The 12,607-nt window shown below is 68.9% G+C and carries 12 protein-coding genes and 1 pseudogene; 5 read left to right on the plus strand and 8 right to left on the minus strand.

The window, feature by feature from the left end; translation table 11 throughout:
* Nucleotides 1-5: 5 nt before the first annotated feature.
* The 3 genes and pseudogenes from QM711_RS18535 to QM711_RS18545 all read left to right on the plus strand — a co-directional run.
* A pseudogene (locus QM711_RS18535) lies at nucleotides 6-74 on the plus strand (hypothetical protein); the annotation flags it as partial.
* 109 nt (nucleotides 75-183) lie between these two features.
* Nucleotides 184-1,458, plus strand: coding sequence for a threonine synthase (thrC, locus tag QM711_RS18540; RefSeq protein WP_415102075.1), 1,275 nt, complete (start codon nucleotides 184-186; stop codon nucleotides 1,456-1,458).
* A gap of 135 nt (nucleotides 1,459-1,593) precedes the next feature.
* Nucleotides 1,594-2,865 carry an ATP-binding protein gene (locus QM711_RS18545; protein WP_415102077.1) on the plus strand — a complete coding sequence of 424 codons (1,272 nt, stop codon included), beginning with the start codon at nucleotides 1,594-1,596 and terminating at the stop codon, nucleotides 2,863-2,865.
* Here QM711_RS18545 and QM711_RS18550 read toward each other — a convergent pair.
* From QM711_RS18550 to QM711_RS18570, 5 genes are all read right to left on the minus strand, one after another.
* Entirely contained in the window at nucleotides 2,770-4,956 is a 2,187-nt protein-coding gene (locus QM711_RS18550; protein WP_415102079.1) for a M3 family metallopeptidase, read from the minus strand. The two genes, QM711_RS18545 and QM711_RS18550, sit on opposite strands and share 96 nt — an antisense overlap.
* 95 nt (nucleotides 4,957-5,051) lie before the next feature.
* Nucleotides 5,052-5,201, minus strand: a complete 150-nt coding sequence (locus QM711_RS18555; protein WP_415102081.1) for a hypothetical protein — start codon at nucleotides 5,199-5,201, stop codon at nucleotides 5,052-5,054.
* Nucleotides 5,202-5,306: 105 nt separating this feature from the next.
* On the minus strand, nucleotides 5,307-6,353 hold the full coding sequence (locus QM711_RS18560; protein WP_415102083.1) for a LacI family DNA-binding transcriptional regulator: 1,047 nt from the start codon (nucleotides 6,351-6,353) through the stop codon (nucleotides 5,307-5,309).
* 102 nt (nucleotides 6,354-6,455) lie between these two features.
* A complete protein-coding gene (locus tag QM711_RS18565) occupies nucleotides 6,456-6,779 on the minus strand; it encodes a rhodanese-like domain-containing protein (protein WP_415102085.1) in 324 nt (107 codons plus the stop codon).
* Between the two features lie 23 nt (nucleotides 6,780-6,802).
* On the minus strand, nucleotides 6,803-7,252 hold the full coding sequence (locus QM711_RS18570) for an ester cyclase (protein WP_415102087.1): 450 nt from the start codon (nucleotides 7,250-7,252) through the stop codon (nucleotides 6,803-6,805).
* A 68-nt stretch (nucleotides 7,253-7,320) separates the two neighbouring features.
* Between QM711_RS18570 and QM711_RS18575 the strand changes: the two genes are divergently transcribed.
* Nucleotides 7,321-7,965, plus strand: coding sequence for a TetR/AcrR family transcriptional regulator (locus tag QM711_RS18575; RefSeq protein ID WP_415102089.1), 645 nt, complete (start codon nucleotides 7,321-7,323; stop codon nucleotides 7,963-7,965).
* 6 nt (nucleotides 7,966-7,971) lie between these two features.
* Here QM711_RS18575 and QM711_RS18580 read toward each other — a convergent pair whose 3' ends face one another.
* The 3 genes from QM711_RS18580 to QM711_RS18590 form a co-directional block, all read right to left on the minus strand.
* Nucleotides 7,972-8,334: a hypothetical protein gene (locus QM711_RS18580; protein WP_415102091.1), complete on the minus strand. Its 363-nt coding sequence runs from the start codon at nucleotides 8,332-8,334 to the stop codon at nucleotides 7,972-7,974.
* 135 nt (nucleotides 8,335-8,469) lie between these two features.
* Complete coding sequence (locus QM711_RS18585) at nucleotides 8,470-9,891, minus strand: protein kinase domain-containing protein (RefSeq protein WP_415102092.1); 1,422 nt, start codon at nucleotides 9,889-9,891, stop codon at nucleotides 8,470-8,472.
* The gene (locus QM711_RS18590) at nucleotides 9,888-10,580 is read right to left on the minus strand and encodes a hypothetical protein (RefSeq protein ID WP_415102093.1); all 693 of its coding nucleotides are present in this window, start codon (nucleotides 10,578-10,580) and stop codon (nucleotides 9,888-9,890) included. The genes QM711_RS18585 and QM711_RS18590 overlap by 4 nt, the downstream gene beginning before the upstream one ends.
* 59 nt (nucleotides 10,581-10,639) lie before the next feature.
* Between QM711_RS18590 and QM711_RS18595 the strand changes: the two genes are divergently transcribed.
* On the plus strand, nucleotides 10,640-12,451 hold the full coding sequence (locus tag QM711_RS18595) for an alpha-amylase family glycosyl hydrolase (protein WP_415102094.1): 1,812 nt from the start codon (nucleotides 10,640-10,642) through the stop codon (nucleotides 12,449-12,451).
* The last annotated feature ends 156 nt before the right edge of the window (nucleotides 12,452-12,607 follow it).

Raw genomic sequence — 12,607 nt, forward strand, 5'->3', positions numbered from 1 at the left:
GACCGGTGCGCTACCTGTCGACCCGTTCCGCTGAGCCTGGTCCCGGGCTGCCGTTCTGCGACATCCTGCTGGATGGCCTCGCCCCGGACGGCGGGCTCTACCTGCCCGAGCACTACCCGACCCTGACCTGCAGCAACCCTGGACCGCTGGCGGTCGCTGCTGGCGTCCGAGGGTTATGCCGCAGTGGCGTTCGAGGTGCTCAGCCTGTTCGTGGACGACATCCCGGACGCCGACCTGCGGGCGATCTGCGAGCGCGCCTACGCCACCGAGGTGTTCGGCGACCCGGTCGTCCCGGTGGCAGCGCTGTCGGACGGCATCTGGCTGGCGAAGCTCTCCGAAGGGCCGACCGCGGCCTTCAAGGACATGGCGATGCAGCTGCTCGGCCAACTGTTCGAGTACGAGCTCGCCCGGCGCGACGAAACATTGACGATTCTTGGTGCCACTTCGGGTGATACCGGCTCGGCCGCCGAGTACGCGATGCGCGGACGGCGCGGCATCACCGTGTTCATGTTGTCGCCCCAGGGCCGGATGAGCCCCTTCCAGCAGGCGCAGATGTTCAGCCTGGACGACCCGCAGATCGTCAACCTGGCCGTGGACGGGGTCTTCGACGACTGCCAGGATCTGGTCAAGACGGTGATGAGCGACGCCGCGTTCAAGGCCGCCCACCGGCTGGGTGCGGTGAACTCCATCAACTGGGCGCGCGTGGTGGCCCAGGTGATCTACTACGTGGTCGCCTACCTGCGGGTGACGTCCGCCCTGGACGCCGCCGGCGAGTCCGTGACTCGGGTGTCGTTCGCCGTCCCGACCGGCAACTTCGGCAACATCTGCGCCGCCCACGTCGCCCGGCAGATGTGCCTGCCGGTCGACGCGCTGATCCTGGCCACCAATGAGAACAACGTGCTGGACGAGTTCTTCCGCACCGGCGTCTACCGGGTGCGGGCCGGCGCCGAGGAGACCTCCAGCCCGTCGATGGACATCTCCAAGGCCAGCAACTTCGAGCGCTTCGTCTACGACCTGCTCGGCCGGGACGGCGCGCGCACCGCCGAGCTGTTCGGTCCGGTGCTGGCGGGCCAGGGCTTCTTCGACCTCTCCGAAACGCCGGAGTTCGCGAGCATCCGGCAGCGCTACGGCTTCGTCTCAGGCACCTCCACCCACGCCGACCGGCTGACCACCATCCGCGCGGTCGAGGCGTCCGACGGCGTGATCATCGACCCGCACACCGCGGACGCGGTCAAGCTCGCCCACGACCTGCGCGACTCGATCGCCGGCCCGATCATCGCCACCGAGACCGCGCTCCCGGTGAAGTTCTCCGCCACCATCGTCGAGGCGCTGGGACGCGAGCCGGGACGTCCGGCAGCCTTCGTCGGCCTCGAAGACCTGCCCCGGCGGGTCACCGAGATCCCCGCGGACGCGGAGGCGGTCAAGCGGATAATCGAGCAGCGCCTGAACGGTCAATAGGCGCCCGCCGCTTGCGGGGCGGTCCCCGCCACACGGGCAAATGACGAGCCCTGCATGGGCAAATGACGAGTCCTGCATGGGCAAATGACGAGTTCGGCCTGGGAGAATGACGAGCCGCGATACCATCGCGTGATAGTGACTGATGGCGTCATTGAGCGATTCCTCCTCCCACGAGTTGAGGGCGCGCTCAGGGATACTCGGATCGTCGTGTTGCAGGGTGCGCGGCAGGTGGGCAAGTCGACACTCGCCGAGCAGATCGCCGGGCGACGCAGAAGTCATGTCGTGACTCTCGACGACTTGGACGTGCGTCGATTCGCGTCGGATGACCCCGCAGGCTTCGTCGCCCAGTTTCCTGACGGGCTGCTCGTGATCGATGAGGTCCAGCGAGTGCCGCAGTTGATCATTGCCCTCAAGGCCGCGGTTGATCGAGACAAGCGTCCCGGACGGTACCTGGTCATTGGGTCCGCCAACCTGCTCGACCTTGCCACTACCCATGAGTCGCTTGCGGGGCGCGCGCAGCCGCTGACTCTTCACTCGCTGAGTCAAGCCGAGCTAGCCGAACAGTCGGCGTCCTTCATCGACGCCGTCTTCAGTGGGCGCAGATTCCTCGGGCATTCGACCCGCCTCACCCGCCGCGACTACCTGGAACGCGCATGCCGAGGGGGCTACCCGGAGGCGCTGGCTCGATCGGGCCCCGTCCGGCGCGCGGATTGGTACGACACGTATCTGACGCAGATCGTGAACCGGGACGCACTGGACCTTTCCGGACTACAGCGGCTAGCGGACCTTCCGCGACTTCTGCGCTTCATTGCGGCGCGTAGTGGAAGCGGCATGGTCTGGGCCTCCCTGGCCAACGACTCGGGGGTCCCTCGAACGACTCTCGATCCCTACATCCGGCTCCTGGAGACTCTCTTTCTGATCCATGTGTTGCCGGCCTGGACCGCGAACTTGACCTCGCGCGAGGTGAAGCAGCCGAAGGTGTTCCTCCTCGACACGGGTCTGGCGGCCAGCCTTCTGGGCGTCGCCCCCGACGGTCTCGCACCTACCGTGTCCAACAGTCCGGCCGGTGGTCTGCTTGAGGGACTCGTGGTGGGTGAGCTGCGCCGTCAACTCGGCTGGAGTTCTCAGCGCGCGAGACTGTGTCACTACCGCGATCAACGCGGTGCTGAAGTGGACGTGGTGCTGGAAAGTCCCGACGGCCGCGTCGTCGGAATGGAAGTCAAGGCTGCCGCGACCGTGCATTCGAGGGACCTGACCGGACTCATGCTCCTTCGCGACAAGCTGGGAGATCGATTCGTTGGTGGATACGTGCTATACACCGGCGACACCGCCCGCGTGGTCGGAGACCGTGTCGTCGCGCTGCCGCTCGACGCGCTGTGGCGTTCGGAAGACCGCGGAGTCGGATAGCGCAAGACGTTCGCTCGCGTCTACGATCAGCCCGCGCCGCTTCAGCAGGTGGCTGATGTCGGGGTCGGCGCCGCGAAAGTCGCGGTAGCCGTCCATCGCGTCGACCGAGCCGCCGCGGCCCAGCAGCCGCTCTCGGTACCGCTGACCGTTCGCCCTGGTCAGGCCGCCATTGGCGAGAAACCAGGCGCCGGTGTCGGCGTCCAGCACCTCCGACCACAGATAGCTGTAGTAGCCCGCCGCGTAGCCGCCCTCGAAGATGTGCTTGAAGTAGGTGGACCGGTACCGGGTCGGCGCGAGCGGGTAGTCGACCCCGGCGGCGGCCAGCGCGCGGGCCTCGAACTCCTCGACCCCACCCGGCTCGGACGGCAACTCGTCCAGGGGCGTCGCGTGCCAGGCCTGGTCGAGCAGTGAGGCGCCGAGCATCTCGGTGGTGGCCCAGCCCTGGTTGAACAGTTCGGCGCGCTTGAGCGCATCGATCCACTCGGCCGGGATCGGCTCGCCGGTCTGGTGATGGACCGCGTAGCGGGGAAGCAGTCCGGCGTCCAGGGCCCACATCTCGTTCACCTGGGACGGGAACTCGACGAAGTCGCGCGGGGTGGCGGTGCCCGACTGCGACGGGTACCGGACGTCGGAGAGCAGTCCGTGCAGGGCGTGGCCGAACTCGTGGAACAGGGTGCGCACCTCGTCCCAGGTCAGCAGCGTCGGCTGCCCGGCGGGCGGCTTGGCGATGTTGAGGTTGTTCACCACCACCGGTGACTGCCCGAGCAGGTGGTTCTGGTCGACGATGTTGTTCATCCAGGCGCCGCCCTGCTTGCCGGCGCGGGTGTAGTAGTCGGCGACGAACAGGCCGAGACCACTGCCGTCGGCGTCCAACACCTCGAAGACCCGCACCTGGTCGTTGTAGCCGCGCAGATCGTCCCGCTCGGCGAAGGTGATCCCGAACAGTCCGGTGGCCGCCGCGAACACGCCCTCGCGCAGCACCCGCTCCAACTCCAGGTAGGGCCGCAGCAGCGCCGAGTCGAAGCTGTAGCGACGTGCCTTGAGCTTCTCGGCCAGAAACTCCCAGTCCCACGGCTCCAGCGGTGTCCGGGGGCTGTCCGCGCGGTCCGTGTCGTCCTGCAACTCCTCCAGGTCGGACGCCTCGGCCCGCGCGTTGCGCACGGCTGCCGGGACGAGCCGTCCGAGCATCTGGTGCACCGCCGCGGACGACTTCGCGCAGGCGTCCGCCGCCACGTACTCGGCATGGTGCGGGAAACCCAGCAGGGTGGCCCGCTCGGCCCGCAGCCGGGCGATCTCGACCAGCAGCGCGCGGGTGTCGTGCTCGCCCGACCAGCCCCGACCCACGGACGCCTGGTGGATGCGCCGCCGCAGGTCCCGGTCGGCGACCTCGGTCAGCACCGCCTGCGGGGTGCACGAGTCGAGTTCCAGCAGCCAGCCGTCCAGACCGCGGCTCTCGGCCGCGGCCCGGGCTCCCGCCTTGGTCGCCTCGGAGACTCCGGCCAGTTGGGCCTCGTCGCTGACCAGCACCGCGGCGGCGTTCGAGCCGGCCAGGGCGGTCCGGCCGAACGCGGAGGTGAGCTCGGCCAGCTTCGCGTTCAGTTCCCGCAGCCGATCCTGGTCGGCGTCCGGCAGCCCCACCCCGGCCCGGACGAAGTCGCGCAGGTGGGTCTCCAGCCAGTAGCGAGCCTGGTCATCCGCCTCGACCTCGCCCGCCACAACGCGATCGTTGAGCGCCGACACCCGCCGGTAGAGCCCGCCGTTGAGGTAGATGGAGTCGCCGTAGCGGGCCATCATCGGCGAGATCTCGGCGTCGATGGCGTCGAGTTCGTCGGTGGTGTCCGCCGGCTGCACCGTCCAGAACGCGCCGAGGACGCGACTCAGCAACTGTCCGGACGCCTCCCAGGCCTCGATCACGTTCTCGACCGTCGCCGGCGCCGGCTCGTCGGCGATCGCCTGCAGGTCGGCCAGCCGCTCGGCGATCCCGGCCTCGACCGCCGGCAGGTAGTGCTCGGGGCGGACCTCGGCCCACGGCGTCAGCTGGTAGGGCAGCGTGGACGGCCGGGCGAACGGGTTGGCGGGATCAAGACTCATGCCGGCCATCTTGCCGGGCGTCCGGCAGGCACCCAAACGCGGCCGGACACGGCGGCACCCCCGCCCGGGCAAGGGCGGGGGTGCGGGGGCGAGGCTCAGCGCCGGTGGAACTCCGGAGCGAAGGCGAGCAGCAACGTGCTCTCCCACGGGTCGGCCGGACGGTCGGCTCCGATCTGCGGTGCGTCGGGACGAGCCGACTGGTTCTGCCGGATGGCGGCCTCAATGGCGGGAATCGCAGCGAACATGATTGTTCTCCTTTCCGTGTTGCGATCGTCGCTGGGCACAGGTCACCTAGGCCTGCGTCCAAAACTGGGTTTGACTAGGGGCTACGTTTGACTAGGGGTTATTGACTAGGAGCTGTTGCGTGGTGCGGAGCTGGACCGGACCACCAGTTGGGTCGGCATCAGGATCTGCCGGGGGGTTCGGTCCGGATCGAGCAGCAACTCGCCGGTCAACCTGCCCCGTTCGGTGATCGGCTGCCGGACGGTGGTCAGTCCCATCCGGGCCGCCTCGGGCAGATCGTCGAATCCGGTCACGGTGATGTCGCGGCCGGGCGTCAGCCCTCGGTCGGCCAGCGCGTCCATCACTCCGAAGGCGAGGATGTCCCCGCTGCAGACGATGGCGGTCGGGCGGTCCTGTCGGTCGACGGCGAGTCCGCCGGCGAGTCGCCCCGCCTCCCGGCTGTTCGCCCCGCCGATGATCGTCCGGATCCGGCAGCCGTCGCCCAGCCCGGCCAGGAAGCCACGCACCCTGGACGAGGTGTCGTACAGACCGCCGCGGGGCAGGTCGTCGATCGTGACCGGGGTGTCGGGGAACGGGCGTCCGTCGGCCTGGTGCCCGCCGACCAGCACCGCCACGTCGGTGTGCCCCAGTTGGCGCACATGCCTGCCCAATCCGGTGCCGGCGGCGTGGTCATCGATCGCGACCCAACTGCTGGCCGGGTTCTGATCGTTCGTGTCGACGATGTGCAGTCCGCTCCGGCGGGCGACCTCGAGGGCCGCATCGGTGGCGCACAGCGCGGCGAGTCCGTCGATGCTGGCATTGCGGATCACGTCGAGGTCGACGCCGCCGGCGCTCTGCGTCGGCAGCAACACCATGGTCGCCCCGGCCCGCTGCAGCGCCTCGCTGAAACCGGCCAGCCAGAGCACCGAGAACGGGTCATGGAACGCGTAGCTGAGGCTTTGCGAGAAGACCACGCCGTAGCAGTGGGTCTGTCCGGCGCGGAGTTGCCGGGCGGTGGCGTTGGGACCGGCGTAGCCCATCTTGCCGGCGCGGGAGAGGATGCGTTCCCGCAGGTCGATCGAGAGCTGATCGGGGCGATTGAAGGCGTTGGAAACCGTCATCACCGACACCCCGACCACCTCGGCGACATCCTTCATGGTGACCTTGCTTCTCACGGCTCCTCCTTCCCGAGCGACCTGTAACCATCATGATCTTTAACGTTACAGAGAACAACCGGGTGAAGGGTCTTTATCGTTACAGTTCGAAGGTTTGGGCTCTCAGAGAACGACCGGGGTGCCGTTGCCGCCGGCCAGCGGCTTGCCCGCCGAGACCCAGGCCAGGCTGCCGCCGTCCACGTTCGCCGCATCGATGCCGTGGGCCACCAGGTAACCCACCACCTGCGCCGAGCGCACGCCAGAACGGCAGATCACCGGCAGCGGGCCGTCCACCACGGGCAGCTCGGACAGCCGGGCGACCACCTCGCCGAGCGGGATGTGGACGGCGTTCGGCACGTGACCGAGCGCCCATTCACCCGGCTCGCGGACGTCCAGGACGACGGCGTCGTCGGGCAGGTCGGTCACCGGGATCTCTGCGATTTCCACCCACCCATCCAAGCACGCCTGGATCAGACCGGCGGAACCGGCGCCGGCAGCGCACCGATCTGCTGGAGCACACCCAGTTCATCCCGGACGCCCCAGTGCTCGGCCAGCCGGTCATCCTCGGTGCGATAGATGTGCACCGTCGGCATCGCGTAGGGACGGCCGGCGAACTCGGCACCGTGCACCGGCGCGACGGCGACACCGTGAGCGACCGCCCGGATCACGATCCGGTCCTCGGTGGCGAACTCGTCCATCAACTCGTAGCGGATCGCGAGCACGCGGGTCACGTAGGTGAGGATCTGCCGATAGCCGTCAGGGCCGGGCGGCAGCGGGAACGGCGAGCCGTGGTCGACGAAATCGGAGGTGACCGCATCGTCCAGGCAACTCAGGTCCTTGGAGTTGATCGCGTCGAACACTGCGCGCGCCGCTGGCAACGCCGCGTTGCCGACACTCGCTCCGATGGTGCTGCTAGTCATGGTGGCTCCTTCTAGAGTATGACTGGAACACTATTCCAATGGAATGATAATCCAGCGAATGGAGCGCGATGTCAACCCGTGGCTACGACAATTCCCGGCGGACCGAGGCCGCCCAGGCGACCCGAGCCCGGATCCTCCGCGCCGCACACCGGCACTTCCTTGAGGCCGGTTACCACCCGACGACGATCGCGGCGCTTGCCCGCGCCGCCGGGGTGAGCCCACAGACCATCTACAACACGGTCGGCGGCAAGGCCCAGGTGCTCAAGGCCGTCTACGACGTCGTGCTGGCCGGGGACGACCAGCCGATCGCGATGAACGACCGCCCCGAGATCGCCCGCATCTATCGCCAGCCGGACATCGGCGCCACGCTGCGTGCCTACGCCGCATTCGCCCGGATGCTGCTGGAACGCGCCGGGCCGCTGCTGGGCGTGGTGCTGGCCGAAGGCGCCGGTTCGGACGCCGAACTGAGCGCGTTCCTGGCCACCATCGACACCGAGCGCCGGATCGGCAACAGCGGCGTGGTTCGGCACATCGAGACAGCCTTCGGTCTCAACGGCGACCTGGACGCCGAACGCGCCGTCGACCTGGTCTGGACGCTCACCGCGCCGGAGAACGCCGACCGGCTGATCCGGCGCTGCGGCTGGGGACTGGACGCCTATCAGGACTGGCTGGCCGGCGCCCTGGTCGCGGCACTGGACGCCCGCGCGGGCTGAGCGCGGTCAGTCCGACGTCGGCTGCTGGTAGCCCTCCGGCTCGGGCTGCGCCGGCGCCGGCCGGTGCGCGGTGGAGGAAAAGCCGTCGGAGAACACGGTGCGGCCGCGCGCCGAGAGCCCGGTGTAGGCGTCCTTCAGCTCGTCGACGAAGCTTCGGACCTGTTGCGGGACCTGGCGCGCGTAGTCGCCGACCGGACGATCGCCGGCGGCGCGGCGCTCGCGGTAGCTCTGCCGGCCCTGCTTGACGACGTCCTGAACGGTTCCGGCGACGATGTCGGCCAGCCCGGTGATCACATAGGCGGCCTCGGTGGCGACCTTGGCGGCGATCCGGCCGACCTTGTCAGGATTGATGCGGGTGTTGCTGGACACTGTGGTGCTCCTTGTTCGGGGGGCATGCTGGTCACACGCCTGCGGCCAGCGTTCCCGGACGACCGCCGGCATTCAACCTCTTCAGGGGTGGATGCGGGTTCCTCCCCGGTCGGGCCGCCGAGAGCTGGCCGAGCCTCAGAGCACCGAAGCGACGAGGCCGGTCGCCGTCAGCACGACCTGCTGCTCCCACCCGGCGAGATCGGACGCTCGCACCGCCTTCTCGAAAGCTGCCAGGGTGGTCTTGGGCGTCTGGCCTGCCCTGATCCGCTTACTGGCCAACTCCCAGTCCTTCAGCAACTGCGTCTTGGCCGAACTGTCCTGCAGCGTGACCAGCGCCGTCCGGACGCCCTCGAGTGCCGCGGCCAGCGCGACCGCCGCGCCCGGCCCGGGACTCGGGCTGGTCGTCGTGCGTGGCTTGGCGCTCGGGCTAGGGCTCTTGCTCGGCGCTTTCGGTGACGGCTTGACCGACGGTGACGTTCGCGGCTGGGCCTTGAACACCTGGCCGACAGCCATGCTGGTCAGGTTGACCGCGATGCCGCCGGCCAGGATCGCCGCCATCAGGCTGATCAGGACGCCGGCGATCCACCACGATCCGACCGGCCGCAGTTGCTCCAGGGCGTGCGCGGCGGCCGCGGACGGCGCGGTGGCCACCTGCGTGTACGGCCTGGTCGCCGGTGCCGGCGACGGCTGGACCGAGGCCACCGGAGCCGGCGGGGTGAACGGCACCGTCCGGGCGTTCGGGTCGGCGACGATCCGGCCCAAGGCCTCCAGCACGGCGTCGGTGCCGGGCCGTTCCGCCGGATTCTTGCTCAGCAGCCGGGCGACCAGGGCGTCCAGCGCCGGGGGCGCGTCCGGACGGCGGCTGAGCAGCCGCGGCGGCGGTGAGTTGATCTGATGGGACGCCACCGCGACCGCCTGGTCGCCCTCGAAGGGCGGGCGTCCGGTGAGCATGGTCATGATCAGGCAACCCAGCGCGTACAGATCGGTGGCGGCGTCCACCTGGCGTCCGGACGCCTGCTCGGGCGACATGTAGGCAGCGGTCCCGATCGTCATCGACGGCGCGGTGAGATGCGGATCGGCCTGCCCGGTGAGTTGGGCGATGCCGAAGTCGAGCAGTCGCACCCGGCCGCCGCTGCGCATCACGTTCGCCGGCTTGATGTCGCGGTGCACCAGGCCGAGCGCATGCGCCGCGGCCAGCCCGAGAGTGACCTGGCGGGCCACGTCGACGGTCTGGCCGAGGCTCAGCGGGCCGCCACGGGCGATCGACTCGGCCAGCGATTCCCCGCCGAGCAGTTCCATCACCAGATAGGCGGTGTTGCCGTCCACCCCGCCGTCGAAGACCGTCACGGTGTGCGGGCTGGTCAGCTTGGCCGTCAGGATGATCTCGCGCTGGAACCGGCCGGCCACCGACGCGTCGCTGACCCGGCTGAGATCGACGGTCTTCACCGCCACTTCGCGATCGAGCCGGACGTCACGGGCACGCCACACCCGTCCCATCCCGCCGGCACCGATCTCGTGCTCCAGGCGGTAGCGGCCGGCTAGCAGATGCTCGGTCATCTATCGCAAGTGCCCATCGTCCCGGCGCCGATATCGGTCGGCCGCTTGTCGTCGTCGCCGCGATACCAGATGCCCCCGGGCGTCCGGAACACGTACACCACCGACTCGCCGAGTGCGACCTTGGCCAGCTTGCCGCCAGGGAACGCCGACTTGAGCTTCGCGAACGTGGTGTTGGTGGGATACCCGTCGGCCAATTTCATCGAGCCCTTCATCTTCTCGCCGAGACTGATCACCCAGCTGCTGAAGGTCCGTGGCGAGGAGCTGGTGCCCTTGGCCTTGCTCTGGAACATGAAGACGGCGCCGCCGTAGTTGAGTTGGCGGCCGTAGGGGCTGGCGTTGCTCACCTCGCAGATCGGACCTGAGTATGAGCCGTCGGGCTTGCCGGCCTTCCCATTGAGCAGCGCGGCAACCGCGCCCTCGGCGGTGCCGAAGGCCGCCCCATCCAGGCCCTTGGGACGCAGCACCAGCGCTTGGCTCACCGGTGTCGCCGGGGCACTCGTCGCGCCTGACGCGGTCGCAGTGGGCGTCGGGCTGCTCGTCGGCGTGCTCGTGGACGACAGGATGGCAGAGGCGGTCGGCGTGGCCGAGATCGTGGGCGGCGCCACGCTGGCGGGAGGCGGGGTGGTGCCGCAGGCGCTCAGCAGCAGGACGCCGCCGACGACGCTCAGAGCGCGCAACGAGATGGCCATGCACCAAAGATAGGCGGGACGGGGTACGCGGTGCCGCCGCCGCCGATAGGTTGTCCGCCATGCCAGACCAATCGAGTCCCGCCCCGGCGCCGTCCAGCGACCCACTGGCGGGGATGGGGGCCATCGTCGCGACGGGCGGCGCCGGCTTCCGGGTGTGGGCGCCGCACGCCGACGCGGTGGCCGTGGTCGGTTCGTTCAACGACTGGTCGGACACCACCGACGCGCTGTCCGCCGAGGGCAACGGCTACTGGTACGGCTTCGTGTCCGGCGCGTGCCCCGGCGACGAGTTCAAGTACCTGATCCGCAACGGCGAGCAGTGCCTCAGCCGGATCGATCCCTACGCCCTGCAGGTCACCAACTCGGTCGGCAACGGGGTGATCTACGACCACGCCGCCTTCGATTGGGAGGGCGATGCGTTCGTCTGTCCGCCGCACAACGATCTGGTCATCTACGAACTGCACGTCGGGTCGTTCGCACCTGAGGGCGGCGGCCGGGTCGGCACCTTCGAGGAGGTCCGCGCCCGGCTCGAACACTTCACCCGGCTGGGGGTCAGCGCGATTCAGCTGATGCCGGCGGCCGAGTTCGCCGGCGACTTCTCCTGGGGGTACAACCCGGCGCACATCTTCGCCGTGGAGAGCAGCTACGGCGGACCGGACGCGTTGAAGACGCTGATCCGCGAAGCGCACCGGGCCGGCATAGCGGTGATCATGGACGTGGTCTACAACCATTTCGGCCCCTCCGACCTGGACCTGTGGCAGTTCGACGGCTGGTACGAGAACGGCAAGGGCGGCATCTACTTCTACAACGACTGGCGATCCATCACGCCCTGGGGCGACACCCGTCCCGACTACGGACGCGGCGAGGTCCGCCAGTTCCTTCGAGACAACGCCTTCATGTGGCTGCGCGACTATCACGTCGACGGGCTGCGATTCGACATGACCCCCTATATGCGGTCCGTCGACGCCGACGCCGACCTCGACCTGCCCGACGGCTGGAGCCTGCAGGGCTGGCTCAACCGCAGCATCCGGGCGGAGTTCCCGGACACGATCACGATCGCCGAGGACCTGCACGGCAACCCCGCGGTGACCAGCACCGGCCCGGACGGCGCCGCCTACCACGCGCAGTGGGAAGCCAGGTTCGTCCACCCCGTCCGAGAGGCGATCATCGTCGCCAACGACGCCTACCGGTCGGTTCCGGCGGTGGTCGAGGCGATCGCGAACAACTACGGCGACACCTATGCGCGAGTGATCTATACCGAATCGCACGACGAAGTGGCCAACGGCAAAGCCCGGGTGCCGCAAGAGGTCGACCCGGGCGACCCCGAGGGCTACTGGGCTCAGAAGCGGTCCACCCTGGGAGCCGGACTGGTGCTCACCGCACCCGGCATCCCGATGCTGTTCCAGGGCCAGGAGTTCCTGCAGGGCGGCTGGTTCCGCGACGACGTCGGGCTGGACTGGCACCTGGACACCGAGTACCGCGGCATCGTCCGGCTGTACCGCGACCTGATCGCGCTGCGCCGCAACTTCGCCGGCCTGACCAAGGGCCTGATGGGCTCCGGGCTGAGAATCATCCACGCCAACGACGACAACAACCTGATCGCCTTCCAGCGGTGGTGGCAGCATGGTCCGCGCGACGACGTGGTCGTGGTGGCCAACCTCGATTCATGCGCCCGCCAGCGGTACGCGATCGGGATGCCGGTCCCCGGGTTGTGGAAGCTCCGCTTCAACAGTGACGCCGCGAACTACTCCGCCGACTTCAGCGACTTCGACTCCTTCGACGTGACCGCGTTCGAGGAGGACTACGACCAGATGCCGGCTCATGCCGATATCGACATCGCGCCGTACAGCCTGCTGATCTACAGCATGGACTGATCGGGACCCGACGCGGTGTGGAGGGCCCCGAGCTGTGGTTGAGCCTGCGAACACGCGCTTACGCCGTCATTTTGGCGGGGAAATGCCCGGATCGCGCGAAATCGTAACAAGCTGGACATGAGAGAACTGGTCCAAACGGTTCCCAGCGCAAGTGCC

The sequence above is a fragment of the Micropruina sp. genome (assembly GCF_047602385.1).
GTDB lineage: Bacteria > Actinomycetota > Actinomycetes > Propionibacteriales > Propionibacteriaceae > Micropruina.